At 63.3% G+C, this 26,085-nt stretch carries 24 protein-coding genes and 1 tRNA gene; 5 read left to right on the forward strand and 20 right to left on the reverse strand.

What is annotated here, in order from left to right; translation table 11 throughout:
• Positions 1-10: 10 nt before the first annotated feature.
• From nuoH to AC56LH_RS11695, 16 genes are all read right to left on the reverse strand, one after another.
• Positions 11-1,102 carry an NADH-quinone oxidoreductase subunit NuoH gene (gene nuoH / locus AC56LH_RS11620; RefSeq protein ID WP_183557689.1) on the reverse strand — a complete coding sequence of 364 codons (1,092 nt, stop codon included), beginning with the start codon at positions 1,100-1,102 and terminating at the stop codon, positions 11-13.
• On the reverse strand, positions 1,102-3,444 hold the full coding sequence (gene nuoG / locus AC56LH_RS11625) for an NADH-quinone oxidoreductase subunit NuoG (RefSeq protein ID WP_499646158.1): 2,343 nt from the start codon (positions 3,442-3,444) through the stop codon (positions 1,102-1,104). The genes nuoH and nuoG overlap by 1 nt, the downstream gene beginning before the upstream one ends.
• A 21-nt stretch (positions 3,445-3,465) precedes the next feature.
• The gene (gene nuoF, locus AC56LH_RS11630; protein ID WP_332531043.1) at positions 3,466-4,761 is read right to left on the reverse strand and encodes an NADH-quinone oxidoreductase subunit NuoF; all 1,296 of its coding nucleotides are present in this window, start codon (positions 4,759-4,761) and stop codon (positions 3,466-3,468) included.
• Entirely contained in the window at positions 4,758-5,234 is a 477-nt protein-coding gene (gene nuoE, locus AC56LH_RS11635; RefSeq protein WP_183557680.1) for an NADH-quinone oxidoreductase subunit NuoE, read from the reverse strand. Before nuoE ends, nuoF begins: the two co-directional genes overlap by 4 nt.
• A gap of 20 nt (positions 5,235-5,254) precedes the next feature.
• Positions 5,255-6,508, reverse strand: coding sequence for an NADH-quinone oxidoreductase subunit D (locus AC56LH_RS11640; RefSeq protein ID WP_183557677.1), 1,254 nt, complete (start codon positions 6,506-6,508; stop codon positions 5,255-5,257).
• Positions 6,508-7,101: an NADH-quinone oxidoreductase subunit C gene (locus AC56LH_RS11645; protein WP_482899456.1), complete on the reverse strand. Its 594-nt coding sequence runs from the start codon at positions 7,099-7,101 to the stop codon at positions 6,508-6,510. The genes AC56LH_RS11640 and AC56LH_RS11645 overlap by 1 nt, the downstream gene beginning before the upstream one ends.
• An 18-nt stretch (positions 7,102-7,119) precedes the next feature.
• On the reverse strand, positions 7,120-7,596 hold the full coding sequence (locus AC56LH_RS11650) for a NuoB/complex I 20 kDa subunit family protein (protein WP_147933132.1): 477 nt from the start codon (positions 7,594-7,596) through the stop codon (positions 7,120-7,122).
• 3 nt (positions 7,597-7,599) lie between these two features.
• Positions 7,600-7,959: an NADH-quinone oxidoreductase subunit A gene (locus AC56LH_RS11655; RefSeq protein ID WP_183557670.1), complete on the reverse strand. Its 360-nt coding sequence runs from the start codon at positions 7,957-7,959 to the stop codon at positions 7,600-7,602.
• A 172-nt stretch (positions 7,960-8,131) separates the two neighbouring features.
• A tRNA-Leu gene (locus AC56LH_RS11660) sits at positions 8,132-8,216 on the reverse strand.
• 348 nt (positions 8,217-8,564) lie between these two features.
• Positions 8,565-8,975, reverse strand: a complete 411-nt coding sequence (gene secG / locus AC56LH_RS11665) for a preprotein translocase subunit SecG (RefSeq protein ID WP_499646160.1) — start codon at positions 8,973-8,975, stop codon at positions 8,565-8,567.
• 86 nt (positions 8,976-9,061) lie between these two features.
• Positions 9,062-9,823, reverse strand: coding sequence for a triose-phosphate isomerase (gene tpiA, locus AC56LH_RS11670; RefSeq protein WP_499646162.1), 762 nt, complete (start codon positions 9,821-9,823; stop codon positions 9,062-9,064).
• Between the two features lie 147 nt (positions 9,824-9,970).
• Positions 9,971-10,957 (reverse strand): NAD(P)H-quinone oxidoreductase, encoded by a 987-nt coding sequence (locus AC56LH_RS11675; RefSeq protein ID WP_499646164.1) that lies wholly within the window; start codon positions 10,955-10,957, stop codon positions 9,971-9,973.
• A 92-nt stretch (positions 10,958-11,049) separates the two neighbouring features.
• Entirely contained in the window at positions 11,050-12,018 is a 969-nt protein-coding gene (locus tag AC56LH_RS11680) for an MYG1 family protein (protein WP_499646166.1), read from the reverse strand.
• Between the two features lie 94 nt (positions 12,019-12,112).
• Positions 12,113-12,616 carry an Rv1443c family protein gene (locus AC56LH_RS11685; protein WP_499646168.1) on the reverse strand — a complete coding sequence of 168 codons (504 nt, stop codon included), beginning with the start codon at positions 12,614-12,616 and terminating at the stop codon, positions 12,113-12,115.
• Between the two features lie 115 nt (positions 12,617-12,731).
• Positions 12,732-13,355 (reverse strand): tetratricopeptide repeat protein, encoded by a 624-nt coding sequence (locus tag AC56LH_RS11690; RefSeq protein WP_499646170.1) that lies wholly within the window; start codon positions 13,353-13,355, stop codon positions 12,732-12,734.
• 74 nt (positions 13,356-13,429) lie between these two features.
• Positions 13,430-14,206: a GIN domain-containing protein gene (locus AC56LH_RS11695; RefSeq protein ID WP_499646172.1), complete on the reverse strand. Its 777-nt coding sequence runs from the start codon at positions 14,204-14,206 to the stop codon at positions 13,430-13,432.
• Positions 14,207-14,512: 306 nt separating this feature from the next.
• Between AC56LH_RS11695 and AC56LH_RS11700 the strand changes: the two genes are divergently transcribed.
• From AC56LH_RS11700 to AC56LH_RS11720, 5 genes are all read left to right on the forward strand, one after another.
• Complete coding sequence (locus tag AC56LH_RS11700; RefSeq protein ID WP_499646174.1) at positions 14,513-15,928, forward strand: M16 family metallopeptidase; 1,416 nt, start codon at positions 14,513-14,515, stop codon at positions 15,926-15,928.
• 10 nt (positions 15,929-15,938) lie between these two features.
• Positions 15,939-17,345 (forward strand): M16 family metallopeptidase, encoded by a 1,407-nt coding sequence (locus AC56LH_RS11705; protein WP_499646176.1) that lies wholly within the window; start codon positions 15,939-15,941, stop codon positions 17,343-17,345.
• 141 nt (positions 17,346-17,486) lie between these two features.
• Positions 17,487-18,455: an IS1595 family transposase gene (locus tag AC56LH_RS11710; protein ID WP_499646178.1), complete on the forward strand. Its 969-nt coding sequence runs from the start codon at positions 17,487-17,489 to the stop codon at positions 18,453-18,455.
• A gap of 322 nt (positions 18,456-18,777) precedes the next feature.
• Complete coding sequence (locus tag AC56LH_RS11715; RefSeq protein ID WP_499646180.1) at positions 18,778-21,789, forward strand: reprolysin-like metallopeptidase; 3,012 nt, start codon at positions 18,778-18,780, stop codon at positions 21,787-21,789.
• 75 nt (positions 21,790-21,864) lie between these two features.
• Entirely contained in the window at positions 21,865-22,449 is a 585-nt protein-coding gene (locus tag AC56LH_RS11720; protein WP_499646182.1) for a cohesin domain-containing protein, read from the forward strand.
• A 76-nt stretch (positions 22,450-22,525) separates the two neighbouring features.
• On the opposite strand, the gene AC56LH_RS11725 is transcribed toward AC56LH_RS11720, so the two are convergent.
• The 4 genes from AC56LH_RS11725 to AC56LH_RS11740 all read right to left on the reverse strand — a co-directional run bounded on the left by AC56LH_RS11725 (position 22,526) and on the right by AC56LH_RS11740 (position 26,013).
• A complete protein-coding gene (locus AC56LH_RS11725) occupies positions 22,526-22,726 on the reverse strand; it encodes a globin family protein (RefSeq protein ID WP_183557631.1) in 201 nt (66 codons plus the stop codon).
• A gap of 68 nt (positions 22,727-22,794) precedes the next feature.
• A complete protein-coding gene (locus tag AC56LH_RS11730; protein WP_499646184.1) occupies positions 22,795-23,793 on the reverse strand; it encodes an EthD domain-containing protein in 999 nt (332 codons plus the stop codon).
• A 46-nt stretch (positions 23,794-23,839) separates the two neighbouring features.
• On the reverse strand, positions 23,840-24,820 hold the full coding sequence (locus AC56LH_RS11735; RefSeq protein WP_499646186.1) for an LLM class oxidoreductase: 981 nt from the start codon (positions 24,818-24,820) through the stop codon (positions 23,840-23,842).
• Positions 24,821-24,825: 5 nt separating this feature from the next.
• Positions 24,826-26,013: an MFS transporter gene (locus AC56LH_RS11740; protein ID WP_499648455.1), complete on the reverse strand. Its 1,188-nt coding sequence runs from the start codon at positions 26,011-26,013 to the stop codon at positions 24,826-24,828.
• Between the last annotated feature and the right edge of the window lie 72 nt (positions 26,014-26,085).

The following is a 26,085-nucleotide window of genomic DNA, read 5'->3' on the forward strand; positions in this document are numbered from 1 at the left end:
GTGCGTCCCCTTACTTCCAAATATTCCACGACGTCTGCATCCAGGCGGCGATGAACACCAGCCAGACCAGCGTGATCGGAATGAACACTTTCCAGCCCAGACGCATGATCTGGTCGTAACGGTAACGTGGGAACGTACCGCGCACCCAGATGAAGAACGTAACCAGGCAGAACGTTTTCAGGAACAGCCAGAAGAAGCCGATGAAGCCGCCCAGGGTGCCGCCCACTTCGAGGAAGCTGAATGGTGCCGACCAGCCGCCGAGGAAGAACAGCGACGCCAGGCAGGCGATCAGGATCATGTTGCCGTACTCGGCCAGCATGAACATCGCGTACGACATGCCCGAGTACTCGACCATGTGGCCGGCAACGATCTCGGATTCACCTTCGATCACGTCAAACGGGTGACGGCCGCACTCGGCCAGTCCCGAAATCAGGTAGATGATGAACAGCGGGAACAGCGGCAGCCAGTTCCACGACAGGAAGTTCACGCCCCAGCCGGCGAACGTGCCCATCTGCTGACCGGCAACGATGTCCGACAGGTTCAGGCTGCCCGTCACCATCAGCACGACCACCAGCACGAAGCCCATCGGGATTTCGTACGAGATCATCTGGGCCGATGCGCGCATGGCGCCCATGAACGAGTACTTCGAGTTCGACGCCCAGCCGGCGATGATGATGCCATAGACCTCGACCGAGGTGATCGCCATCAGGAGCAGCACGCCGGCGTTCACGTTGGCCAGCGCAAACTGCGGACCGAATGGGATGACCGACCAGGCGGCCAGCGCCGGCATGATCGTCATGACCGGACCGATCACGAACAGGCTCTTGCTGGCCTTGGCCGGGATCACGATCTCTTTGATCAGGAGCTTCAGGCCGTCGGCCATCGGCTGCAGCAGGCCGCCAGGACCGACGCGGTTCGGACCGACGCGGATCTGGATCCAGCCGATGAACTTGCGTTCCCACAGCGTGGCGTAGGCGATCGCGATCATCAGCGGTGCCAGCACCGCGATGATCTTGATCAGGGTCCAGGCAATCGGCCAGACCGGGCCGAGCAGGTCTGCACCGCCGGCGTTGAATGAATCAATGTAACCGGGCGCGGCCATTACTTGCTCTCCCCTGCTTTTGCAACTTGGATGGAACCGAACATGGCGCCCAGGCCTGCCACGGCCGGATGGCCGGCGGCGACCCGCACTGCGTTCGATGGCAGCGTGGCGTCGACATCGGCCACCAGCACGGCCGAACCGGCGCCCTGCGTGACGGTGACGCTGTCGCCGGCCTTGACGCCGATCGATTCAGCCACCGCTTTCGACAGCGTGACCAGCGGCGCGTTCGCGTCGGCGGTGCGCTGCAGCGGCTCGGCGCGGCGTGCCAGCGCATCGGTGAAGTACACCGGCACGTCGGTCACGCGCTCGAGCTGGCCCGCCGGCGCATAGGCGCCAACGGTCGGTGCCAGCGTGGCTTTGTTGTTCAGCTTGCCCGACAGATCGGTGACACCCTTGCCGAACAGCTCATCGCGGATCGATTCGGACGTGTCGTAGTCGAAGCCTTGCAGGCCCAGGAGGTTACCCAGCACGCGCAGCACTTTCCAGGCTGGACGGGTGTCGCCCAGCGGACGCACGGTACCGTTGAAGCTCTGTGCGCGGCCTTCGCAATTGACGAACGTGCCCGAAGTTTCCGAGAACGGTGCGATTGGCAGCAGCACGTCGGCGTAGTCCAGGCCGTGCTTGAAGGCCGACATGACGACGACCATCTCGGCGCCGGCCAGTGCCGCGCTGGCTTGCTGCGGATTGGCAGCGTCCAGTTGCGGCTCGGCGTTCAGCAGCACATAGGCTTTTTTCGGCGTGGCGAACGGTGCTTCGTTCTTGCCCGACGTAGCGCCCACCAGGTGGCCGCCGATCGTGTTGGCCGACTCGACCAGGTAACCGAACGAGCAACCGGTCTGCTCGGCGATCCACTGCGCGGCGGCGTGGATTTTCGAGGCTTGCGGATGTTGCGCAGCAGCGTTGCCCAGCAGGATCGCGCCTGGCAGTTCAACGTCACCAACGACGACCAGCGAGGCGGCGATGGCTTTGGCGATGTCCGACGCTTCGATCTGCTCGAAACCGGCTGGCGCCGCGATGCCTTTGTCGGCAGCGATGGCAACGACGATTTCCGACAGCGCGACGAGCCAGTCGCTCGGTGCAGCGATCAGTTTGTGCGCGACCTTCATCAAGAGTTCGTCGTCCGCGCCAGCCACCAGCGACAGGCGCAGGCCCGACTTGGTGGCGGCGCGCAGACGCGTCGTGACCAGCGGGTGATCCTTGCGCAGGAACGAACCGATGACCAGTGCGCGCTTGAGCGTGCTCAGCTCGGCGATCGGCATGCCGAGCCATGGCGTGACCTGGCCGTCGAGCGAAAAGTCGCTCTGGCGCAGGCGGAACTCGACGTTGTCGGAGCCCATGCCGCGCACGGCCTTGTTCAGCAGGTGCAGTTCTTCGACGGTCGAGTGCGCAGTGGCGACAGCAGCGATCGCATCGGCGCCGTGCTCGTGACGGATATTGCGCAGGCCGTGGGCGACGTATTCGAGGGCGGTCTGCCACTCGGCTTCCTGCCACATGCCGCCCTGCTTGATCATCGGCTTGGTCAGGCGGTCGGTGTTGTTCAGCGCTTCGTACGAGAAACGCTCTTTGTCCGACAGCCAGCACTCGTTAACCGCTTCGTTTTCGAGTGGCAGCACGCGCATGACGCGGCCACCCTTGACCTGGACGATCAGGTTCGCGCCCAGCGAATCGTGCGGCGAGACCGACTTGCGGCGCTGCAGTTCCCATGGACGTGCCGAGTAGCGGAACGGCTTGCTGGTGAGCGCGCCGACCGGGCACAGGTCGATCATGTTGCCCGAGACTTCCGAGTCGACCGTCTTGCCGACGAACGTCGTGATTTCTGAATGCTCGCCGCGGCCCAGCATGCCGAATTCCATGACGCCGGCCACTTCCTGGCCGAAACGCACGCAACGGGTGCACTGGATGCAACGCGACATCTCTTCCATCGAGATCAGCGGACCCGCTTCTTTCGGGGCCACCACGCGCTTTTCTTCTTCGTAGCGCGAACCGCTCTTGCCGTAGCCCACGGCCAGATCCTGCAACTGGCATTCGCCGCCCTGATCGCAGATCGGGCAGTCGAGCGGGTGGTTGATGAGCAAAAATTCCATCACCGACTTCTGGGCCTGCACGGCCTTGTCGCTGTGGCTGCGCACGATCATGCCCGGCGAGACCGGGGTCGCGCACGCTGGCAAAGGCTTCGGCGCCTTTTCCACTTCGACGAGGCACATGCGGCAGTTCGCAGCGATCGACAATTTCTTGTGATAGCAGAAGTGCGGAATGTACGTTCCGAGCTTGTTTGCGGCGTCCATCACCATCGAACCCGGTGGGACTTCAACTTTCTTGCCGTCTAATTCAATTTCAACCATGGGATCGTTACCTGACCTGGTTTAAAGGTATGAGGGCACGAGGCAGTGCTTGTGCTCAATGTGATATTCAAATTCTTCGCGGAAGTGCTTGATCATGGCCTGCACTGGCATCGCGGCCGCATCGCCGAGCGCGCAAATCGTGCGGCCCTTGATGTTGTCAGCGATGTTGTTCAGAAGATCCATGTCGTCCGGTCGGCCCTGGCCATGCTCGATGCGGTGAACCATGCGGTACATCCAGCCCGTGCCTTCGCGGCATGGCGTGCACTGGCCGCATGATTCTTCGTAATAGAAGTACGACAGGCGCAGCAGCGACTTGACCATGCAGCGCGTCTCGTCCATCACGATCACGGCGCCCGAACCCAGCATCGAGCCGGCCTTGGCGATCGAATCGTAGTCGAGATCGGTTTGCATCATCTGCTCGCCCGGCACCACCGGCGCCGACGAACCGCCTGGAATCACGGCCTTGATCTTCTTGCCACCGCGCATGCCACCGGCCAGTTCCATCAGGGTCGCAAATGGCGTACCCAGCGGAACTTCGTAGTTGCCTGGCCGCTCGACGTCGCCCGAGATCGAGAAGATCTTGGTGCCGCCATTGTTCGGCTTGCCCAGCGCCATGTAGTTCTCGGCGCCGATGTTCAGGATGAACGGGACCGCAGCGAAGGTCTCGGTGTTGTTGATCGTCGTCGGCTTGCCGTACAGGCCGAACGAGGCCGGGAACGGCGGCTTGAAGCGCGGCTGGCCCTTCTTGCCTTCGAGCGACTCGAGCAGCGCGGTTTCTTCGCCGCAGATGTAGGCGCCGTAACCGTGGTGCGCGTGCAGCTGGAACGAGAACGTGCTGCCCAGGATGTTGTCACCCAAGAAGCCCGCGGCGCGTGCTTCTTCCAGCGCTTCTTCAAAGCGCAGGTAGTCTTCGAAGATTTCGCCGTGGATGTAGTTGTAACCCACGGTGATGCCCATCGCGTAGGCGCCGATGGCCATGCCTTCGATCAGCGCGTGCGGGTTGTAGCGAATGATGTCGCGGTCCTTGAACGTGCCCGGCTCGCCTTCGTCGGTATTGCAGACGAGGTATTTCTGGCCCGGAAACTGGCGCGGCATGAAGCTCCACTTGAGGCCAGTCGGGAAACCGGCGCCGCCACGGCCGCGCAGGCCCGACGCCTTCATGTCGGCGATGATCTGCTCGGGCGTGATCTTTTCTTCGATGATGCGGCGCAGCGCCGAGTAACCACCACGGTTGACGTAGTCGGTCAGGTGCCAGTTGGTGCCGTTCAGATCCTTCAGGATCAGTGGCTTGATGTGACGATCGTGCAGGCTGGTCATTTGTTCAGTTCCTCAAGCAGGGCGTCGATCTTGGCGTCGCTCATGAACGAACACATGCGGTGGTTGTTCACCAGCATGACGGGTGCGTCGCCGCACGCGCCCATGCACTCGCCTTCCATCAGCGTGAACTTGCCGTCCGCCGTGGTGTCACGGAAGTCGATGTTCAGGGCGTCCTTGATGCGCTGGGCCGCGCGTTCGCCGCCCGACAGTGCACATGGCAGGTTGGTGCACACGGTGATCTTGTGCTGGCCAACCGGCTTGACGTTGAACATATTGTAGAAAGTCGCCACCTCTTGCACGGCAATCGCCGGCATCTGGATGTAATCGGCGAGTTCCTGCATCGTCTCTGGCGACAGCCAGCCCAGTTCGACCTGGGCGTGGGCGAGCGAGGCCATCACGGCCGACTGGCGTTGATCGGCTGGGTACTTGGCCAGCTCCCGATCGATTTTTTGATAGCACTGCGGGGATAACATATTCTTCTCTGCCTTTCGGACTAGCGATCAATACTGCCGAACACGATGTCTTGCGTACCGATGATGGCGACGGCATCAGCGATCATGTGTCCGCGTGCCATTTCGTCGAGGCTCTGCAGGTGGACATAGTCCGGCGTGCGGATTTTCAGGCGGTATGGCTTGTTGGCGCCGTCGGAGACGATATAGATGCCGAATTCGCCCTTCGGATGCTCGACCGCAGCGTACGCCTCGCCCTCTGGGACGTGGAAGCCTTCGGTGAACAACTTGAAGTGGTGAATCAGCGATTCCATATTGGACTTCATGTCCATCCGGTTCGGCGGCGCAATCTTGTTATTGTCGATCATGACCGGGCCCGGATTGGCGCGCAGCCAGGTGATGCATTGCTTGATGATGCGGTTCGACTGGCGCATCTCTTCTACGCGCACCAGGTAGCGGTCGTACGAGTCGCCGTTGGTGCCCACTGGAATATCGAATTCGACCTTGTCGTACGCTGCGTACGGCTGCGTCTTGCGCAGGTCCCAGGCGATGCCCGAGCCGCGCAGCATCGCGCCGGTGAAGCCCATCGCTTTCGCGTCTTCCGGCGTCACGACACCGATGCCGACCGTACGCTGCTTCCAGATACGGTTGTCGGTCAGCAGGGTTTCGTATTCGTCGACATAGCCGTCGAAGCGCTTCGTGAACGCGTCGAGGAAGTCGAGCACGGAGCCCTGGCGGTGTTCATTCAGTGCGTCGATCGCCTTGGCGCTGCGGATCGGCGAAGCCTTGTGCTGTGGCATCGTGTCCGGCAGGTCGCGGTACACGCCGCCTGGGCGATAGTAGGCCGCGTGCATGCGCGCGCCCGACACGGCTTCGTAGACGTCGAACAGGTCTTCGCGGTCGCGGAAGCAGTACAGGAACGGGCCCATGGCGCCGATGTCCAGCGCGTGCGCGCCCAGCCACATCAGGTGGTTCAGGATGCGGGTGACTTCGTCGAACATCGTGCGGATGTACTGGGCGCGGATCGGCGCCTGGATACCGAGCAGCTTTTCGATCGCCAGCACGTAGCCGTGTTCGTTGCACATCATCGACACGTAGTCGAGACGGTCCATGTACGGCACCGATTGCAGGTAGGTGCGGGTTTCGGCCAGCTTCTCGGTGCCGCGGTGCAGCAGGCCGATGTGCGGGTCGGCACGCTGGATCACCTCGCCGTCGAGCTCGAGCACGAGGCGCAGCACGCCGTGCGCTGCGGGGTGCTGCGGACCAAAGTTCAGGGTGTAGTTCTTAAGCTCAGCCATTATTTCGTCCCGTAAGTCTCTTCGCGAATCACGCGGGGAATGTTCTCGCGCGGTTCGATCGTGACGGGTTGATAGATCACGCGTTTCTGCTCGGGGTCGTAGCGCATCTCGACGTAACCCGAGATCGGGAAGTCCTTGCGGAACGGGTGGCCGATGAAACCGTAGTCGGTCAGGATGCGGCGCAGGTCGCCGTGGCCATCGAACAGGATGCCGAACAGATCGAACGCTTCGCGCTCGAACCAGTTGGCGGCGCGCCAGATCGGCGTGATCGATTCGACCAGCGGCATGTCGTCGTCCGGGCAGAACACCCGCACGCGCACGCGCCAGTTGTGGGTCAGCGACAGCAGGTGCACGACGACCGCAAAGCGCGGTCCTTCGTAGGTGCCTTCGCCGTATTCCGAATAGTCGACGCCGCACAGGTCGATCATCTGCTCGAACGCCAGCGCAGGGGTATCGCGCAGGGCCGTCATCGAGCGGATGTAGTCGGCGGCCTTGACCACCACCGTGACTTCACCCAGCGCGCTGGAAATAGCGGCGCCCTCGCCCAATGCAGTCTGCAGGGCGAGTTGAAGGGTTTCGAGTTTTGTCGTCATGGAGTACGCCGTCCGTTTTTAGCGCGCGATGGTATTGGTGCGCTTGATCTTGTTCTGGAGCTGCATGATGCCGTACAGCAAAGCTTCGGCGGTCGGTGGACAGCCTGGCACGTAGACATCGACCGGGACGATGCGATCGCAGCCACGGACGACCGAATACGAATAGTGGTAGTAGCCGCCACCGTTGGCGCAGGAGCCCATCGAGATGACCCAGCGCGGCTCGGCCATCTGGTCATAGACCTTGCGCAGCGCCGGCGCCATCTTGTTGCACAGCGTGCCGGCAACGATCATGACGTCGGACTGGCGTGGCGACGGGCGGAACACGATGCCGAAGCGGTCCATGTCGTAGCGGGCCGCGCCCACGTGCATCATCTCGACCGCGCAGCAGGCCAGACCGAACGTCATCGGGAACATCGACCCGGTACGTGCCCAGTTGACCAGCTTGTCGGCTGTGGTGGTGATGAAACCTTCGTTTAGTACGCCTTCAATAGCCATGGCTTATTCCCAATCAAGGGCACCTTTCTTCCAGATGTACCAGAAGCCCACGACGAATTCGGCGATGAACACCATCATCGTGATGAAACCGGTGAACCCCAGTTCGCGCATCGAGACGCCCCATGGGAAGAAGAATGCCGTTTCAAGATCAAACAAAATAAACAGGATCGCGACCAGGTAGTACCGGACGTCGAACTTCATGCGCGCGTCTTCGAAAGCTTCGAAGCCGCATTCATACGGGGACAGTTTGGCATCGTCGGGTTTGTGCGGCCCGAGCAGGCGACCAAGCACCTGCGGGGCGACACCGACACCGATGCCAACCAGGATAAAGAGAAGAACGGGGAGATAACTTTCGAGGTTCACGATGAAGCCTTCTGAACGATCGGTTAATGGAACGCTGCAGAGATGCAGCACCGAATCGTGCGAACCTGGCTTCGAGCCTGCCGCCAGGATCGTACGACAGATCCTCGTAAAAAAGCCAGCTCAGGCATGAGGTAAAGACTCGTGCGCCCTTGCTGGCTTTCTTTCTAAATTTTGGTGCCGACGGCGAGACTCGAACTCGCACAGCTTGCGCCACTACCCCCTCAAGATAGCGTGTCTACCAATTTCACCACGTCGGCTGGAGAACAGTATTTTAACCTGCTTTAGCACTATCTTTCAATGCTCAAATTGCGCAATCACAAAGATATTTGCCATTTATTTGAATCATATCGCCGAACAATCTATTGGACGCTCTTTTACTGACATGAGCATGACAAAGTTCGTTGCGACGCAATCGTCAATATTGCGAGGCTGCACATGCAGGCTGCCTAACCCTGTCACGCGCCGCAGTATTCTACGCCTAAAAACAACAATGCGCCCGATAAAAGGCGCATTGTTTTTGAACCACAACGGCGCGCATGGCGCCGGGTCAGCGTGACCTGGTTTTACGCTTGCTGCAGCGCTTGCCAGGTCGACTATCTGATCCCTTACTTGGTCGCTGGCGCAGGCACGGCCGGCGCTGGCGCCGGGGCTGCCGGAACCGCACTGCCGGCTGGCAGCGTCGGCACATCGGCCGGGGCCGTCTGCACCGGGGTCGTGACCGGGATGCCGGCCGCAGGCGCCTGGGCGCGGCCCATCACGCCGGCGTTGTCGCTGCTGGTGCGGGTGTTGCCAATGTAGGCCAGGGTCAGCGTGGTGCCGAAGAACACGGCGGCGGCCACTGCCGTTGCCTTGGACAGGAAATTCGACGATCCGGATGCACCGAACAGGCTGCCCGATGCCCCGGAACCGAAGGCCGCACCCATATCAGCGCCCTTGCCATGCTGCATCAGGACCAAGCCAATAATGGACAGGGCCGAGATAACCTGCACGACGATAATAAGATTAGACCAGATCATTGCAATTCCATTCCAAGGTTTAACAGCGTTTCAAATTTTTTGTAATTCCAAAATCTTCGCAAAACTAAATGCGCGAGATTAAGTCTTTAAGCAGCACGCAGAATGGCGAGGAAGTCGTCGGCTTTCAGTGCCGCCCCGCCGATCAGGCCGCCATCGATATCCGGTTGCGCCAGCAGCTCGCGTGCATTCTCCGGCTTCATGCTGCCGCCGTAAAGGATTTGTACGGTTTCTGCGGCATCAACGTTGCACTTGCGCACTAACGCGCGCATGTCAGCGTGGACTTGTTGCGCCATCTCGGGCGTGGCTGTCTTGCCGGTACCGATCGCCCATACCGGCTCGTAGGCCAGCACCAAGCGTGATACATCCTCAAAACCCACCAGTTCCAGCACCGCGTGCAACTGGCCACCGACAACGTCGTTGGTCTCGCCCGCTTCGCGCTGCTCGAGTGTTTCACCGATGCACACGATCGGGGTCAGGCCGGCGTCCAGCGCCGCTTTCGCCTTGCGTGCGACCAGCTCGTTCGACTCGCCGTGATAACCGCGGCGCTCGGAGTGGCCGACGATCACGTACCGGCAGCCGAAATCGTGCAGCATCGAGACGCACACTTCGCCGGTGAAGGCGCCGCACGGCTCGGTCGCGACATCCTGCGCGCCCCAGGCCACACTGCTACCAGCCAACAATTGCTCGCACTGGAACAGGTACGGCGCGGGGACGCACACCGCGCACGACGCCTGCGTGCCAGCGCCAGCATCAGCGGCCAGACCAGCGAGAATGCCTTGCAGCAGCTCGGCATTGACTGCCCGGCTGCCGTTCATCTTCCAGTTACCTACTACGAGTGTGGGACGCATACTACCCCATGTCAAATAACCCGCTATTCTAGCGGTCGATATTGTGGCGGTCAAACAATGGCTGACTGCATCAACCGGCCTGAAACCGCCTGTGGATGCGCCGCGCAGGGCCCTTGGACCCCGCCGGCGCGCCTGTTGTTTTTATGGTCAGTCGGCCAGTACCTGCAGCACGATCTTGCCCACGTGGGCGCTCGATTCCATCATCGTGTGCGCCGCCGCAGCTTCTGCCAGCGGGAACACGTGATGAATCACCGGCTTGATCTTCTTCTGCGCAAACAGCGGCCAGACCTGCTCGCGCAACTGGCGCGCAATGGCTGCCTTGAAGGCGACCGAACGGGGACGCAGCGTCGAACCAGTGATGGTCAGACGGCGGCGCAGCACGTGGTTCATGTCCAAATTGGCCTGTGCGCCACCCAGCAGCGCGATGACGACCAGGCGGCCATCGTCGGCCAGGCACTCGATCTCGCGTGCCACGTAGTCACCCGCCACCATGTCCAGAATGACGTCGACACCGCGACCGTCCGTGAGTTCCTTGACCACGGCGACGAAATCTTCGTCGCGGTAATTGATGCCCCGCTCGGCGCCCAGCGCTTCGACGGCGCGGCATTTGTCGTCGCTGCCTGCCGTGATGAACACGCGGTGCCCCAGCGCGCTGGCGATCTGGGTGGCCGTCACGCCGATACCCGAGCTGCCGCCCTGCACCAGCAGGCTTTCACCTTCGCTCAGTCGGGCGCGCTCGAAGACATTGCTCCAGACGGTGAAATAGGTTTCCGGCAAAGTGGCCGCTTCCAGCGGGGTCAGCCCTTCAGGAACCGGCAGGCATTGTTCGAGTGGCGCGGCGCAGTATTCGGCGTACCCGCCACCCTGCACCAGTGCGCAGACGAGGTCGCCCTTGGCAAAACCGCTGTCACCCAGGTCGCCGTCGACGATTTCTCCGGCCACTTCCAGGCCCGGCAGGTCAGAGGCGCCCGGTGGCACCGGGTACTTGCCCAGACGCTGGAACACGTCCGGACGATTGATACCGGCAGCATGGACCTTGATCAGGACTTCGCCGCTTTTCAGGACCGGCAATGGCCGTTCACACAGTTGCAAGACGTCGGGTTCCCCCGGCTTGGTAATCTCGATGGCGCGCATGGAAAGCTCCCGCATTAGCAAAACCGCAATTGTACGGGACTCGGCGGCGGCTTGCCGACGACCCCGGCGATCGTGCGCGCCGTGAATGATGCCTATGAATAGGTCGTGACCGTCACGCCCTGCTCGACCGCATCGAGCGCCTGGCGCGCCATCGTGCGAATGCCGTCGTAGCTGCGCGCGGCAGCAATGAAGCGGCCCGTATGGCAGAACACGGCGTCCGGCACGCCCGTCACGGCCGCCAGATCCGCTTCGCGCAGGCCAGCCCAGGTTTCAGGCAGATCGGCGCGCGCATCGAAGCTTTCCGTATCGACCGACACCGTGTGCAGGATGTAGCGGTTTTCGGTCAGGCTGTGGCTGATGACGAACAGGATCTTCGGCATTTCCTTGCGCACGATGCTGCTCCACGGCAGCGCGGCGTTCTTCAGGAACAGCAGCTTGCCGCCCTCGAGCACCTCGGCCTGGCGCACCTGCGTGACGGCCAGCATGGCGCCCACGCGGTAGCGCACTGCATTGCCCATGATGTCAGTAAGAAATTCCACGGCGCGCATGAACTGGCCCATCCGGTACTCGTCGACCGCTTCGCCGTAGCCAAGGCGCTGTTCGTCGAGCCAACCTGGATTGAAGCCCGACACCACGGCCGACAAGCCATAACTGCCCGGCGCGTTCTTGGCCACGCCGACGTCCGACAGATCCAGGTACTGGACGATATCGACGTCGATGGCATACGCGATCTGCTGGGCCGTATCCTCGGATAACGTCTCGCCCGTGTGGCGCAGCGCCAGCGCCGCGACGCACTGCGCACCATGGTCGCGCCAGACGAGACCGGCGCTGGCATACGGCACGCCGGACGGCCGGGTGGCATTGAATTCCTTCTGGTGGTGGTCGAACCGGCCCGTGGCTGGGTCCCAGACCCCGCCGACATCGATCGCGAAGTCGGCGGCATCGATCCGGGCCTGCTCGCGCGTGCGGATGACGTCGGCGTCGGGGAACAGCACCTTCAGGACGGCGACTGCCCACGCATCGTCTGCGTGGAATTTGCCGCCGTGAGTGGCAATCAACATACAAGCTCCAAATTGCCGCTACGCCGCGATGGTTTCGGGCGCGCGAGTGAGTCAAAGCCGAAGCCTACCATGCGAGCACGCATTTCAGACTATCTCAGCGCGCCCGGCCAGCTTCGCCGCGGTGCGCAACGGTCGCCGCACGGGCACCCAGTGCCTGTGTCAGCTTCTTGTGGCGGTGCGCGAAGAACAGCTTGACCAGATAGCGCACGACGGGCGTGGCCAGGCGCGGCGTGAATGCCAGATAGTCGGTGACCTGCACGCCCCGGCCATCGGGCGACGCCGTGATCACGCGCTCGTGGCGCCACGAGCGCATCGACAGCAGGTCGGATTCCTCGACGAAGCGGTGGCCCGGTTCCATCTCGGTAAAGCGCAGTTTGGACATATCGATCGGAAACAGACCAAACAGCAGGAACTGGCAGCGCCCGAGCACGGTGTTGAGTGCAGTATCCGGGCCGATATGCGTCATTGCCTTGGGAAAGACCACCTTGAGCAGCGGGCGCATTTCGGTGCGCACACCTTCGAGCGATGTCGACCAGGCCCAGGCCTCGCCGGTCGAAACCGGCACTATGGTCGTCATCGTCAGTGTAACCTTGGCCATCCGGGACTCCTTGACAGTGTGTTCACACCATCATGGCCTGCGCTGCATCCCGGCTCGGTTCGCCAACCCGCATAACAGGACGATTGGCTGGCGTTACCGGGACCGGGCTGGCCTGCTAGGCGTCGCCGCCCGTTTTTGACGTCGCCGGCAGCGGCGTGCCCGGCTTCCAGGTACGCGACAGCGCCTGCGCTTCTTCGATCTGCTCCTGCGTCATGCGCTTGGCGATGGCGGCGCGCTGGTCGACGGCGTTGCGGTTGCCGCCGGCCGCGGCCAGGTTATAGAGCATGTAGGCCAGCACGACATCCTGCGGCACGCCGGCCACGTGGTAGCGGTACATCAGCCCGAGGGCGTTCTGCGCCTCGGCGTGGCCCTGCTCGGCGGCCTTGCGGAACCAGGTTACCGCGTGTTTTTGGTCTTGCGGCACCGAATTGCCCGTGTAAAACATCGCGCCGACCACGTACTGCGCATCGGCCTTGCCCTGCAGCGCGGCCTTCTGGTGCCAGGCAAATGCCTGCTTGTAGTCGCGCGGCACGCCCCGCCCCATGTAATACATGAGCCCCAGCAGATGCTGCGCTTCGGCATTGCCGGCCTTGGCCAGCGGCGTGACTTCCTTCAGGGCAAGCGCGTAGTTGCGCGCGTTGTAGGCACTGGCGCCTTCGGGGAAACCGGCCTGGGCGCTGCCCTGCAGGCCGAACTGCAGGCACAGCGCCAGGAGGATTGCAAAGAATGGTGTCGTCATGGTTCGCACACAGAATCCAGGTCGTTGCCGATGGCGCCGGGATGCCCCCGGCCGGCGTGGTGGTCGCGCGACTGTCATTTCCAGTTGACCTTGCCCAGCCCGTCGAGCGCCACCTTGCGGTTGACCGGCTTGCCCAGTACCGTCACCGACCCCATCCCCGACAGCGACACATTGATGCTCTGGCGCACATTGACGGTGGCATTGCCCAGCCCCGACAGATCGAGCGCCACCGAGTCGACGCTGCAACCCTGCGCATCGAGTCCGCCCAGGCCGCCCAGCTCCGCCTTCAAACGCTTGCTGCGGCCGGTCAGGGTCACGAAGCCGGCGCCGCCCAGGTTCAGGTCGATGCCCTCGCTGTCGATCCCGTGGATCTTGAGGTTGCCCACGCCGCCCAGGTTCGCGGTGATGAAGCGGTAATTCGATGATGATACCGACATTGACCCGGCGCCATCGAGATTGATGTCCAGTGACTGGCCGGCAAAGCCGCTGACCGTGGTGGCGCCGATACTTTCGGACGAAACCGCGCGCAGGTTCGGCAGCACGAGCTCGGCCTGGATGCCGGACGAGCGGCCGAAGTTGAAGCCGGCGCGGCGGCCTTCGGTTTCGATATTGAGCGTGTCGCCGCGCTGCGTGGTGGTGGTGCGCGCCAGCAGGCGCGCGTCGCCCGTGAGCACCAGCGTGGCCGTCGCGCCCTGGCGGATCACCAGGTCCCCCACCCCTTCGAGCGTCACGCGCACGACTTGCGCATCGACTGGCCGCGTTTCACTGGCCGTGTCCGGCGCGGCGCGCACGAGGCCCGCCGTCGCGCCCAACAAGGCGGCCACGGCGCCCAGCTTGAAAAGGTGATTCATCGAGGTTCTCCAGTCTGTTGCGGCCCGGGCGGGTGCCGGGACTTGTCATGATGAAACTATAGCCGGAAACGCCGGCCCTCCCGTCATGCGTGCGATGAACTGCACAAAACGGCGTCCGAACTGCGCAGCGGTGGCGGTTTGGGGCAGAACGACCGGGGGCCGATGCAGCACGCATCACCCCGCGTTGCCCTGCGCTGGCACAACAAAAACATTCTTTTTAAGCATGCCATTGCGCTAAGATGTTTCGCCGGTGGCGCACCCCGCCCCGGTGACACCCATTTCATTGCGATCCATTTCGAGGTCCCCATGCGCCTGCGCCACTACCCCGCCCTGCTGGCCGGGTTCACCCTGTCGATGTCGGCATTTGCCGCACCGGCCGACGGGTGGACCTTGCCGGTCACCATGAAAAAACTCGACAACGGCCTGACCGTGATCGTGTCGGAAGACCGCACCTCGCCCACCGTCGGCGTCTCGGTCGTCTACCACGTTGGCATGCGCCTTGAGCCGAAGAACCGCACGGGCTTCGCGCACCTGTTCGAACACCTGATGTTCCAGGGCACGCCGAACGCGCCGAAGGGCGTCTTCGATACGACAATCACGGGCGGCGGCGGCTGGAACAATGGTTCGACCCGGCCCGACTTCACCAACTACATCGAAACCGTACCAAGCTCGGCGCTCGAACCGATCCTGTGGCTGGAAGCGGATCGCATGAAGACGCTCGACTTCAGTGCCACCACGCTGAAGAACCAGCAGGATGTCGTCAAGGAAGAAATCCGCGTCAACGTGAAGAACCAGCCGTATGGCGGCTTCATGTGGATCGACATCAGCCAGCATGCGTTCCAGAAATGGGAAAACAACCACGACGGCTACGGCAGCTTCGAAGACCTGGAAAACGCCAGCCTGGACGACGTGCGCGCATTCCACCGCGACTACTACGGCCCGAACAATGCGGTGCTGGCCATCGCCGGCGACATCACGCCGCAGCAGGGCTTTGCGCTGGCCCAGAAATACTTCGGCGCCATTCCCGCGCGGCCGGTACCGAAGGGCACGGATTTCAGCGAGCCCCTGAACACGGCCGAAAAACGCCTGCAGCAAAGCGATGCGCTGGCGCAGGTGCCGGCAATTGCCGCGGCCTGGAAGGTGCCGGAGCGCGGCAGCCGCGACCAGGCGCCGGTCGCCGTGCTGGCCGAACTGCTGGGCGGCGGCGATGCGTCGCTGTTCTACCAGGGTCTGGTCAAGGGCCGCGAAATCGCGCTGAACGTCGACATCCTGTTTGGCCTGACCAGCCCTTGGGAATACAACGGCCCTACCCTGATGACCGTCCACGCGCTGTACAAGCCCGACAGCAGCGCGGACGCCATCCTCAAGGCGATGGATGAAGAAATCGCCAAGGTGGCCAGGGACGGCGTCGACGATGCCACCCTCAAGCGCGTCAAGACGCGCATGCTGGCCGACTGGAACAACAAGCTGGAAAGCTTCGTCAACCGCGCCGACACGATGGCCAAGCTGCAGGTGCTGTGGGGCGACGCCAATGTCGTCAACAAGATTCCGGGCTGGATCGATGGCGTGACCTCGAGCGACATCCAGCGTGTCGTCAAGACGTATCTCGTGCCAACGAACCGCACCGTCATCGACCGCAAGCCGGCCGCCATGATCGAGGCCGCCAAGACCGCCGCCACGTCTGCCCCCACCACCACTGCGCCTGCCGGCGTGAACAAATAAGGAGCGCATCATGAACAAATTGATGCTCGCACTTGCCGTCTCGCTGGCGTTCGCGCCGACGCTGCATGCACAAACCAAAGCGCCGAACGGCATGCCTGCGTATGGCCAGGAAAAATCGATTCCCGCACCGAAGATCGGCAAGCAGACGCTGGCCAACGGCTTGACCGTGTGGGTCGTGCCGCGCCAGGGCTTGCCCCGCGTGGACTTCGTGCTGGCACTGCGCGGCGCTGGCTTTGCCGCCGACGCGCCGGCCCAGGGCGGCTTCGCCGCGATGCTCGCCGGGATGCTCAACGAAGGCACGACCAGGCGCGATTCGCGCGCCATTGCCGAAGCCGCGCAAGGCATGGGCGGCGAAGTGGCCGCCAGCCCGGCCGCGGACGGCATCATCCTGTCGGCCAACGCCGTCGCCTCGCAGGCGGGCGGCATGCTGGCGCTGATGGCCGAGATCGCGCGTCAGCCGTCGTTCCCCGAGAACGAAGTGGCGCTGGCCAAGGCCAATGCGCTGCAGGCGCTGCGCGTGGCCGAGACCCAGCCGGGTTTCCGCGCCGAGCGCGCGATCAAGAAAGCGGTCTACCTCGACCATCCGTACAGCCGCACGGATCCGACCGCCGAGTCGATCAATGCCGTGAGCGCCGCAATGCTGCACACCGAACACGCAAAGCGCTTCCGTCCGGATCGCGCGCTGCTGGTCATCACCGGCCGCATCACCGAAGCGGAGGCGCTGAAGCTGGCGCAGGCCGCGTTTGGCGACTGGAAGGCCAGCGGCGCCGCACTGCCGGACACGCCTGCCGTCGCCACGACCGTGACGCCGGCGCGCATCGTGCTCAAGCGCGACGGCAGCGTGCAGTCGACGCTGCGCGTGGGCAGCCCCGGCATCGCGGCCAGCGCCGCCGACCAGATCCCGCTGCGCCTGACCAGCACCATCATCGGCGGCGGTTTCTCGAGCCGGATCAACACCAACCTGCGCGAAGAAAAAGGCTATACCTACGGCGCATCGGCCGGGGCACGCATGAGCCGCGCGGGCGGCATGATGGTCGGCGGGGCCGACGTGCGCAATGAGGTGACGGGCGCGGCGCTGGCCGAATACTTCAAGGAATACAAGCGCCTGGGCAGCGAACTGGTTCCGGCAGCCGAGATGGAGATGAACAAGCGCTACGTCGCGGGCGGCTACCTGCTGAACAACCAGTTGCAGCGTTCGGTGGCCAACACGCTGGCCGCGAACTGGCTGGTCGGCTTGCCGCCCGAGTTCCTGGGCGACTATGTGCCGCTGATGCGCAAGGTCACGCCGCAGCAGGTGCGCACGGTGGCGCAGAAATATTTCGCGCCCGAGAAGCAGTCGATCGTGATCGTCGGCGACCCATCCAAGCTCGATGCGCAGCTGGCGCCGTATGGCGAATTTACGGTGCAGGACAAGTAACCCGATCAGCGCAGTACCCATGCATGCCCCGTGTCACTCACGGGGCATTTTTTTGGCGCAGTCAACGTTAAATAGAGACCAGCTTTGAACTGACGAGCACTCCAATGGTCCAACCCCTGTCCCGAGCGTCAGGAGTCAATCATGAAAGCGCCACGTTTCAAGGTCTGGTTCGCAAAACTGCCTTCACTGAACCAGCCACAGCGCCGGCAAGTACTCGATGCCCTGCATCCGGCAGCTGGGCTCGGTCAGGTGGTAGCGCTTATTACCGAGATCAGAGCGCAAGGCCGCTGCTGCCCCAGATGCAGTAATGAACGCTGCTACCGGCACGGGTTCGCCAACGATTTGCAGCGCTACCGCTGCTGTGCCTGCGGCCGCACCTTTAACGACCTGACCGGCACGCCACTGGCGCGGCTCAGACTGAAGGCCAAATGGCTCGCGTATTCCCAAGTGCTACTCGATTCACTCCCTGTACGCAAGGCAGCAGATCGGGTTGGGGTACACCGCAACACGGCCTTTCGCTGGCGGCACCGTTTCCTGCATTGGGTCAAGTTCGACCGGCCGGCAGCTCTCAATGGCATCGTCGAAGCTGACGAAACATTTCTGCTTGAATCACAAAAAGGTTCACGCACGCTAGATCGGCCACCACGCCACCGCGGCGGCCATGCTGCCAAACGAGGCATTTCCAGCGAATTGGACTGCATCTTGGTCGCACGCGATCGCGAAGGGCGCACGGTCGATGCCGTCACTGGCCGCGGTGCGCTCACAGCTGCGCAACTCAAGCGTGATTTGCTACCCAAGCTCGATCCGCAGGCGTTGCTGGTCAGTGACGGCCATCCGGCGTACCGCGCCTTTGCACGCAAACACAGGATCGCGCACGAGGCGGTCAATTTGCGTGCCGGGGTGCGTGCAAGGCGGCTGGGCAACCTTGCCATCCATGTGCAGAACGTGAATGCCTACCACCAGCGCTTCAAGGCATGGCTACAGGGCTTTCGTGGCGTGGCGTCGCGCTACCTGCCTAATTACCTGGGCTGGCGCTGGGCGCTAGATGGCGAGCGGATCATTTCGCCAGAACAATTGCTTAGTATTGCTATCAGCGTCATCAACAGATAACTCTGACTGCGCCATTTTTTTCGTCTCGATCTTTATTTATCGACAAGTATGCAAAGAGAATAGCCGTGCATATTTAGCATGATAAAACGCCATAAGCCAGCGCCAAGATTTATCAAACCAATTATTTCAACAAGATTACAACAAGAAAGTATTTACTTGCGTCGGATATCAATGCAGCAATAATATCAATGCGCTCGCATTGCATTATTTGCATCGTGAATTTCGATGTGCAACGCATCGCTGGCACCACGAGGAAGCTCCCGGAAGACGCATCACTGCTTACCACAACGACCCACGCCCACCAGTCGCGAAAGGACTACGCATGAGAACGAAGCCTTCGAGCTCGCCGTACCACGGCAAGCAAAGCCAGCTGCACACCGCCCCCCTGAAAAAAGGTTCGCTCGCGCTGTGCGTCGCGCTGGCCCTGGTTGTCGGCACCCCATCCGTGCTGGCGGCGCAGGTCGGCCCGATCCAGGTGCAGAACCAGCGCGCGGCCGCATTCTGGCAAGACGTGACGGTACCGGCTGCATCGACAACCGCGCGCACCAGCAGCGCCAAAACCCCGGCCCTGCAACTGCGTCGGGTGCGCGCTGCCAGTCTCGACCTGGCAGGCATCCGTGGCGTCACCCGCGAAGCACCGATGGCGCGCAGCGGCGACCTGTCGGCGAGCAGCCTGACGATCTCGCTGCCGCATCCTGACGGCGGTTACCAGCGCTTCACGCTCGAAGAATCGCCGGTGATGGAGCCGGGCCTGGCAGCCAAGCACCCCGACATCAAGACCTATCGCGGCAAGGGCGTCGACGATCCGCGCGCCACGCTGCGCATGGACATCACGCAGCTCGGCTTGCACGCATCGGTGCGTTCGCCGGACGGCGGCTGGTACGTCGATCCGTACTACCGCAATGACACCAGCGTCTACGCCAGCTACACACGTGCCGACCTGATCAACCCACGCACGCCTCTGGTCGAAGGCGCAATCGAGCCGCAACTGAGCCTGTCGCGTTCGTTCTACCAGGAAGGCGACAGCGTCGTGGTGAACGGCGCAGGCTTTGCCCCGGGCGCCAGCGTCAGCCTGAACATCGCAGCCGATGGCGATGGGGTGGCGCTGCACAACGCCACGGCCACGGCCGACAAGAACGGCGCGATCAGCGTGACGCTGCCGGCCGCCGCAGCACGTCAGGGCGCATTCGACATCACTGCCACCGACGGCCGCAACAGCACCAGCGCGCCCTACCGCGTGGTCGATGCCAGCATGGCTGCCAATGCCGTCGTCGGCAGCGCGCTGCGCACCTACCGCCTGGCCCTGGTGACCGACCCCAGCTACGCGACCTACTTCGGCCCTGCCAACGTCACCGCCGCCAAGGTCACGCTGATCAACCGCGTGACCCAGGTCTATGAAGACGAAACCTCGATCAGCCTGGTGCTGATCGACGGCACCGACGCGCTCAACCTGAATACCGCCGAGCAAATGACCGGCGCCAATGGCCCCTGCGGCGGCGCGGCCTGCTATACCGCCACGCAGGCCTCCACCTGCGGCAGCGGCACCCTGTCCCGCAACCGCATCGTCACCGGTTTGCTGGTGGGCGCCAGCAGCTTCGACGTGGGCCACATCGCCCTCGGCCTGAATGGCGGCGGCATCGCCAGCCTGGGGGTCGTGGGTGGCAACGCCAAGGCCCAGGGTTGCACCGGCATCCCGACCCCCGTCGGCGACTTCTTCGCCGTCGATTACGTCGCGCATGAACTCGGTCACCAGTTCTCGGGCAACCATACCTTTAATGGCACGATCGGCAGTTGCAGCGGCGGCAACCGCAGCGCCACCACGTCGGTTGAACCGGGCAGCGGCTCGTCGATCATGGCGTATGCCGGCATCTGCGGCACCGACAACCTGCAGCCGCACAGCGATCCGTACTGGTCGCAGCGCAGCTTCGACGAGATCGTGGCCTATACCTCGGGCGCCGAGACCAACCTCAGCGAAGTACAGGTCGGCGCCCTGACGGGTTTTGCCACCAATGGCCAGCAGTTCCAGCTGAGCTATAACGGCAATCTGTCGGCCCCGATCGTGCGCGGCGCCAACTACACCACGGCTGGCGTCAAGGCGGCCATCGAAGGCATCGCCGGCTGGCCAAGCGGCGGCTTGGTAACGGTCAGCACGCTCTCCGACACCGCCTTCACCGTCACGTTCGGCGGCACGCTCGCCGGCACCAATGTGCCTTCACTGGTGGTAAGCAATGTCACCGGCGGTGGTGCCGGCTTCATCGGTGAAGTCACCAGCGGCGGCCCGACCACCCGCGGTGGCAGCGTGACGGGCACGACCAATTCGGCCCCGAGCGTCACCGTGCCACCAAGCTTCACGATTCCAGTGCGCACGCCATTTGCCCTGACCGGCAGCGCCGTCGATGGCGATGACGACACCGTGACGTACATGTGGGAGCAGAACGACCGGGGCGGCAGCACTGGTACCTCGCTGATCAGTAACGTCAAGCTCAACGGCCCGTTGTTCCGCCAGTTCGGCACGCGCGCCATCGTGACCAGCGCCGGCACGCTCGAGTACTCGTCGCCAGGTCAGAACCAGGCGACCACCGATCCGACCCGCGTGTTCCCGGACATGGCGCAGATCCTGGCGAACAACACCAATGCCGTCACCGGCGCCTGCCCGACTGCCAGTACCGCGCCAACGGCAACCGAAATCGACTGTTTCTCGGAGTTCCTGCCAACGGCCGCCTACGTGGGCTTCGGGACCAACGCCGCGCCAGCGTCGCTGAACTTCAAGCTGACGGCGCGTGACGGCCGTGGCGGCATCAACAGCGCCACCACGACGCTGGTGCTGGCGCCTGCAGCCGGCCCGTTCCTGGTCACCTCGCCCAACACGGCGGCCACCATCAACGCCGGCCCGCAGACCGTGACCTGGAGCGTGGCCAACACGGACGCGGCGCCAGTGAGCACCGCCAACGTGAAGATCACGCTGTCGACCGACGGCGGCGCGACCTGGCCATACCTGCTGGCGGCGAGTGTGCCGAACACGGGCAGCGCCAGCGTCACGTTCCCGGCAGTGGCAACCACGCAGGGCCGCATCAAGATCGAGGCGGTGGGCAATGTGTTCTTCGACGTCTCGGACGCCAACTTCACGCTGGCCAACGCGCCGGTCGTGGGTGACGTGACCGGTGACGGCGTGGTCGATTGCGCCGACGTGGCGGTGGTGCGTGCTTCGCTGAACAAGCGCACTGGCCAGGCCGGATTCGATCCGCGCGCCGACGTCAACAGCGACGGCATCGTCAATATCCGCGACCTGAACGTCGTCACGCAGCGCGTGCCAGCCGGCACGGTCTGCAACTGATCCAGGCGGCGGGCCGGATCAACGTATCCGGCCCGCCAGAACCATTGATTGCATACTCAACTTTAGGATCACACCATGAGCAAATGGAAGCACTTCATCGCCGCCGTCCTGCTGGGCGCCAGCACCCAGGCCTGGGCCGCCCCCATCCTGTCGTTCTCCACCGGTCCAGCCGCGCAAGTCGGCTCGACCGTGACGTATAACATCGCGATCGACGACATCGCCGACCTGTATTCGTACCAGTTCTCGATCAACTACGATGCGCGCTACCTGCGCGCACTGAACGTGACCGAAGGCGCCTTCCTGGGCACGGCAGGCAGCACGGTCAGCGGTGTTCTTGGCATGGACACAGGGTTCATCGACTTCGTGTACGGCAGCCTGCTCGGCCCGATCCCGGGCGCCTCGGGCAGCGGCCTCTTGGCCAGCATCACCTTCGAAGCGATCGGTGCGGGCACGTCCGCGCTGTCGTTCGCTGACGCGATCTTCCTCGATTCAGTTGGCGATGACATCGCCGGCTTGACTGCGCTGTCGGGTCAGGGCGTCGTGCTCGCTGACCCGGGTGGACCGGTTGACGTGCCGGAACCGGCCAGCGTCCTGCTGTTCGGCGCCGGCCTGGCAGGCGCCGCCGCGCTGCGTCGCCGCCGCACGGGCGCCCGCGCATAATTACCGACAGCGATAAGCAAACAGGCCTGCACTGCGGTGACGCGGTGCAGGCCTGTTTTCATTGACAGTACTGTTGTTACGCCAATGCTTCCTTGGCCGCCTCTTCAGGCGTGAGCGAATCGTAGAACTGGTCGGTGAACCATTCGATTTCTTCCTCGATATGGTCTTGCGCCTGCCGTACGGTAGCACCGCCCGCGACTAAAAACCCCTCGACCTCGATACACCAGTTGACGAACGCCAGCGTTTCTTCGTCGAGTTCTTCTTCCTTCTTGGCCATGGCAAATCCCCGTATCACGTTACCGCCGGTCGGCGCGACCGGCGTTGGCGTGATTCTACCGTAGCCGGTCAGCGCTCGGTGGCCACTTCCGGCATCAGGCGATTCATGACGCTGTAGTTGATCGCCGTCCACCACTCCGAGCCTTCGCCGGTCAGCGCCGCTTCGGATTGCGCGATCGCCTCATGGTCGCTGCTGACCAGGTAATCCTCGACATCGTTCAGCGACGCGAACGACAGGATCGAGACCGCATCGATCTTGCTGCCTTCAGGGTCTTTCTGAGTCGAGCCGATATTGAGCAGCACCGCGTAGCGCTTCACGAACTCGGTCGTCGCCGGCTGGCCCATGACCAGCGGCGCGTGCTCGTCCAGCAGACGGCGCTGGAACTCTTCGCGTGACAGGTCCGGGTTGCGCATGTGGATCTTGACCAGGCTGACCGGATCGCGGTGGCGCGCGCTCGGGATCAGGATGTATTCGCGCGTGATTTCACGCGTGACCATGCGAAACGCCACCTGCTCGTCGGCGATGATCCGCTCGGCAAATTTCTCCTGGCCCAGCACGCGCTCGATGTCGTCCTGCTCGGCATACGTGATGTAGGCCAGGCCATCCCAGCGCGGACGCCCGTACGGCGGCACGCACTTTTCTGGCTCGGCCGGCAGCTTGCCGTCGTCGCCGATCATCGCGCGGTACGGTGGCGGGAAGAACGAGGACGGGCCCGACGCGATACGGTGCACCTGGTCGTAGCGCAGCACGCGCTCGGACGAACTGCCCGGCTCATCCCACGCGAATTTCGGGCCGTGGACCTTGCGCCAGTATTCGTCCCAGTGCTCGAACGCCAGGTTTTCATTGCCTTCCAGCGCCAGCGCGCCGGGACGCCAGTTCGGCAGATGCACCTCATTGCCGTGCTTGCTTTTGGCCGAGCCGGCATCTTGCGGCCGTTCGCTGCGCGGCGTGCTGTCGACACGGCTGACAAAGGTCGCCGTGACGATCAGTGGATGTGTAATCGGATCGCGGGTCTGGCCCATCGGTGGTCGCTGCAGGTTGTCGCTACGGTCGAAATCAATGGTCATGACATTCCTTTTTCTTGATCGTGCGTTAAAAGACAATGGTAAAAAATCAGTTGGCGTTAAACAGTGGCAGCACGTGCTCTGCCAGTTCGGCCAGCGCATCCTGCGCCGGCCGGCGCAGCGGCTTGAGGTTCAGCGCCACGTGGCTCACGCCTTGTTCCTGCTGATGGTAAAACAGCTCGACCAATGCATGGCGGCCGCTACGAATGCCATTGCGCACGAAGCGCATCGGCTCATCCGGGTCTTCGGCCAGATCGAACATCGTGCCGTAGCCGTACGGGCGCACCCACTGCCCCGGCTCGTGGCTGGCGCGCCATGCCTCGATCAGTTGCGGCAGGCGGGTGAAGTCGCTCAGGTGCCAGATCCAGCCGTCGCTGTGCCGGGCAATCCACGCCATGTCCTGGCGCGCACGGCCCACGACAATCATCGGCAGGCGCGGCGCCGCCGGCTTGGGCACCAGGTCGATGCCCCCGTCGAGGTTGCCGTAGTGCGCCGTGCGCGCGTGCGGAAAGTCCTGTTCGGTGACGGTCCTGATCAGCCCGAACGCTTCGCGAAAACGCTCGCCGCGGTTGTCGAAATCCAGGCCAAACGCCGGATATTCCACCGGCCGGTCGCCGGTCGACAGGCCCAGCACCAGGCGCCCGCCCAGCAACTGGTCGACCGACACGGCCTGCTTGGCCACGATCAATGGCTCGCGCAGCGTCGCCACGATGCCGGCGGTGCCCAGCGCGATGCGGCTCGTGTGCGCCGCCAGAAAGCCCATGTACACCATCGGATCGAGCACCTGGCCGGTGTCGCCGAAATTGGGATCGTAGAACGGCACGTCGCGCAGCCACAGGGTCGAGAAGCCAGCCTCGTCGGCCATGCGCGCCATCGTCTGGTGATTGGCCAGCGTCGGAAACGGCGAATCCGGATAGCCTTCGAGCGGCATGATGAAGCCGAAGGTCAGCTTGCCCGGCTTGAAAATCCGGCCATAGCCGGCATGGCTTGCCAGTTCGGCCGGCAACGGCCCAATGGGTGCGAGTGCCATGATCGTTATGCCTTGATTGCTGGAGTTGCAGCCGGCGTCATGCGTGCTACCAGGCTGGTCGCCAGCGCAGCCAGCACGGCGATGCCCGCAGCCACATAACCGACATTGCCCGCGCCCCAGTTAGCCACTGCAAGGCCACCGATGACGGCGCCCAGCGCGATGCCGCCGTTGGCTGCCGACACATTGATCGTGCCGGCCAGCGCCTGGGCGCCGGTTGCCGCCTTCATCACGCGGATCTGGCAAATCGGATACAGCGCGGTATTGGCAATGCCCCAGACGCCCAGCGCGATGGCGAACCCGATGCTCAGGCCGGCGAACAGCATCGATGCGGCCATGCCGGCTGCCAGCACGAGGCTGAAGATCGCGGTGGTGGCCAGCGGCTTCTGGTCTACCCAGAGACCACCCAGCCAGTTACCGATCAGGCCAACCGCACCAAAGCCCATCAGCCACCAGCCGACCTGCGCGGGTGCGACGCCAGCCGATTTCTCCAGCATCTCGGCCAGGTAGGTGTAGCCGGTGAACATGGCGGTGAACACCAGGATCGACAGCGCCACGTTGGCCATGAAGAACGGGCTTTTCAGGATTTTTGCCTGTTCGCGCATGGCAACCGGCTGCGATGCACGCACCGTCGGCATGCTGAAGAACATCAGCACGGCCACCAGCAGCGACAGCGCGGCCAGCAGGCCGAATGCGCCGCGCCAGCCGATGGCGTCTGCTGCCAGCGTGCCGAGCGGAATACCAAACAGCATCGCGGCCGAAATGCCGAGATACACGGTCGAGACAGCGCGACCGGCTTTTTCAGGGCCGGCGATCTGGGCTGCGGTGTCGCTGGCGGTGCCCCAGAACACGGGCAGCGCCAGCGCCGGCAGCAGGCGCGCTAGCGCCAGCACCCAGATGTTTTGTGCAACAGCGGCCAGCGCATTGGTTGCTGCAAACAGCACCAGCACGGCGACGAACAACTTCTTGCGGTCGACATTGGCCAGCCACGCCGTCAGGAACGGGCCGCATACCATGACGACCACGGCAAACAGCGTCACGAGCTGGCCGGCTGTGGCCACCGTGATGGACAGGTCACGCGCCAGCGCCGGCAGCAGGCCGACGATCAGGAACTCGGTGGTGACGATGACAAACGCGGCGATGGCCAGAATCGTGATGGAGAGTATGCCGCCAGTCGCCTGAGGCTTGTCCGCCATCGTATCGACGGTGGTAGTAGATGAATTGGGCATTGCGGAAAACTCCAGTAATTATCTGACTGTCATCATATA

This window comes from Telluria sp. LT1R51-2, assembly GCF_059685775.1.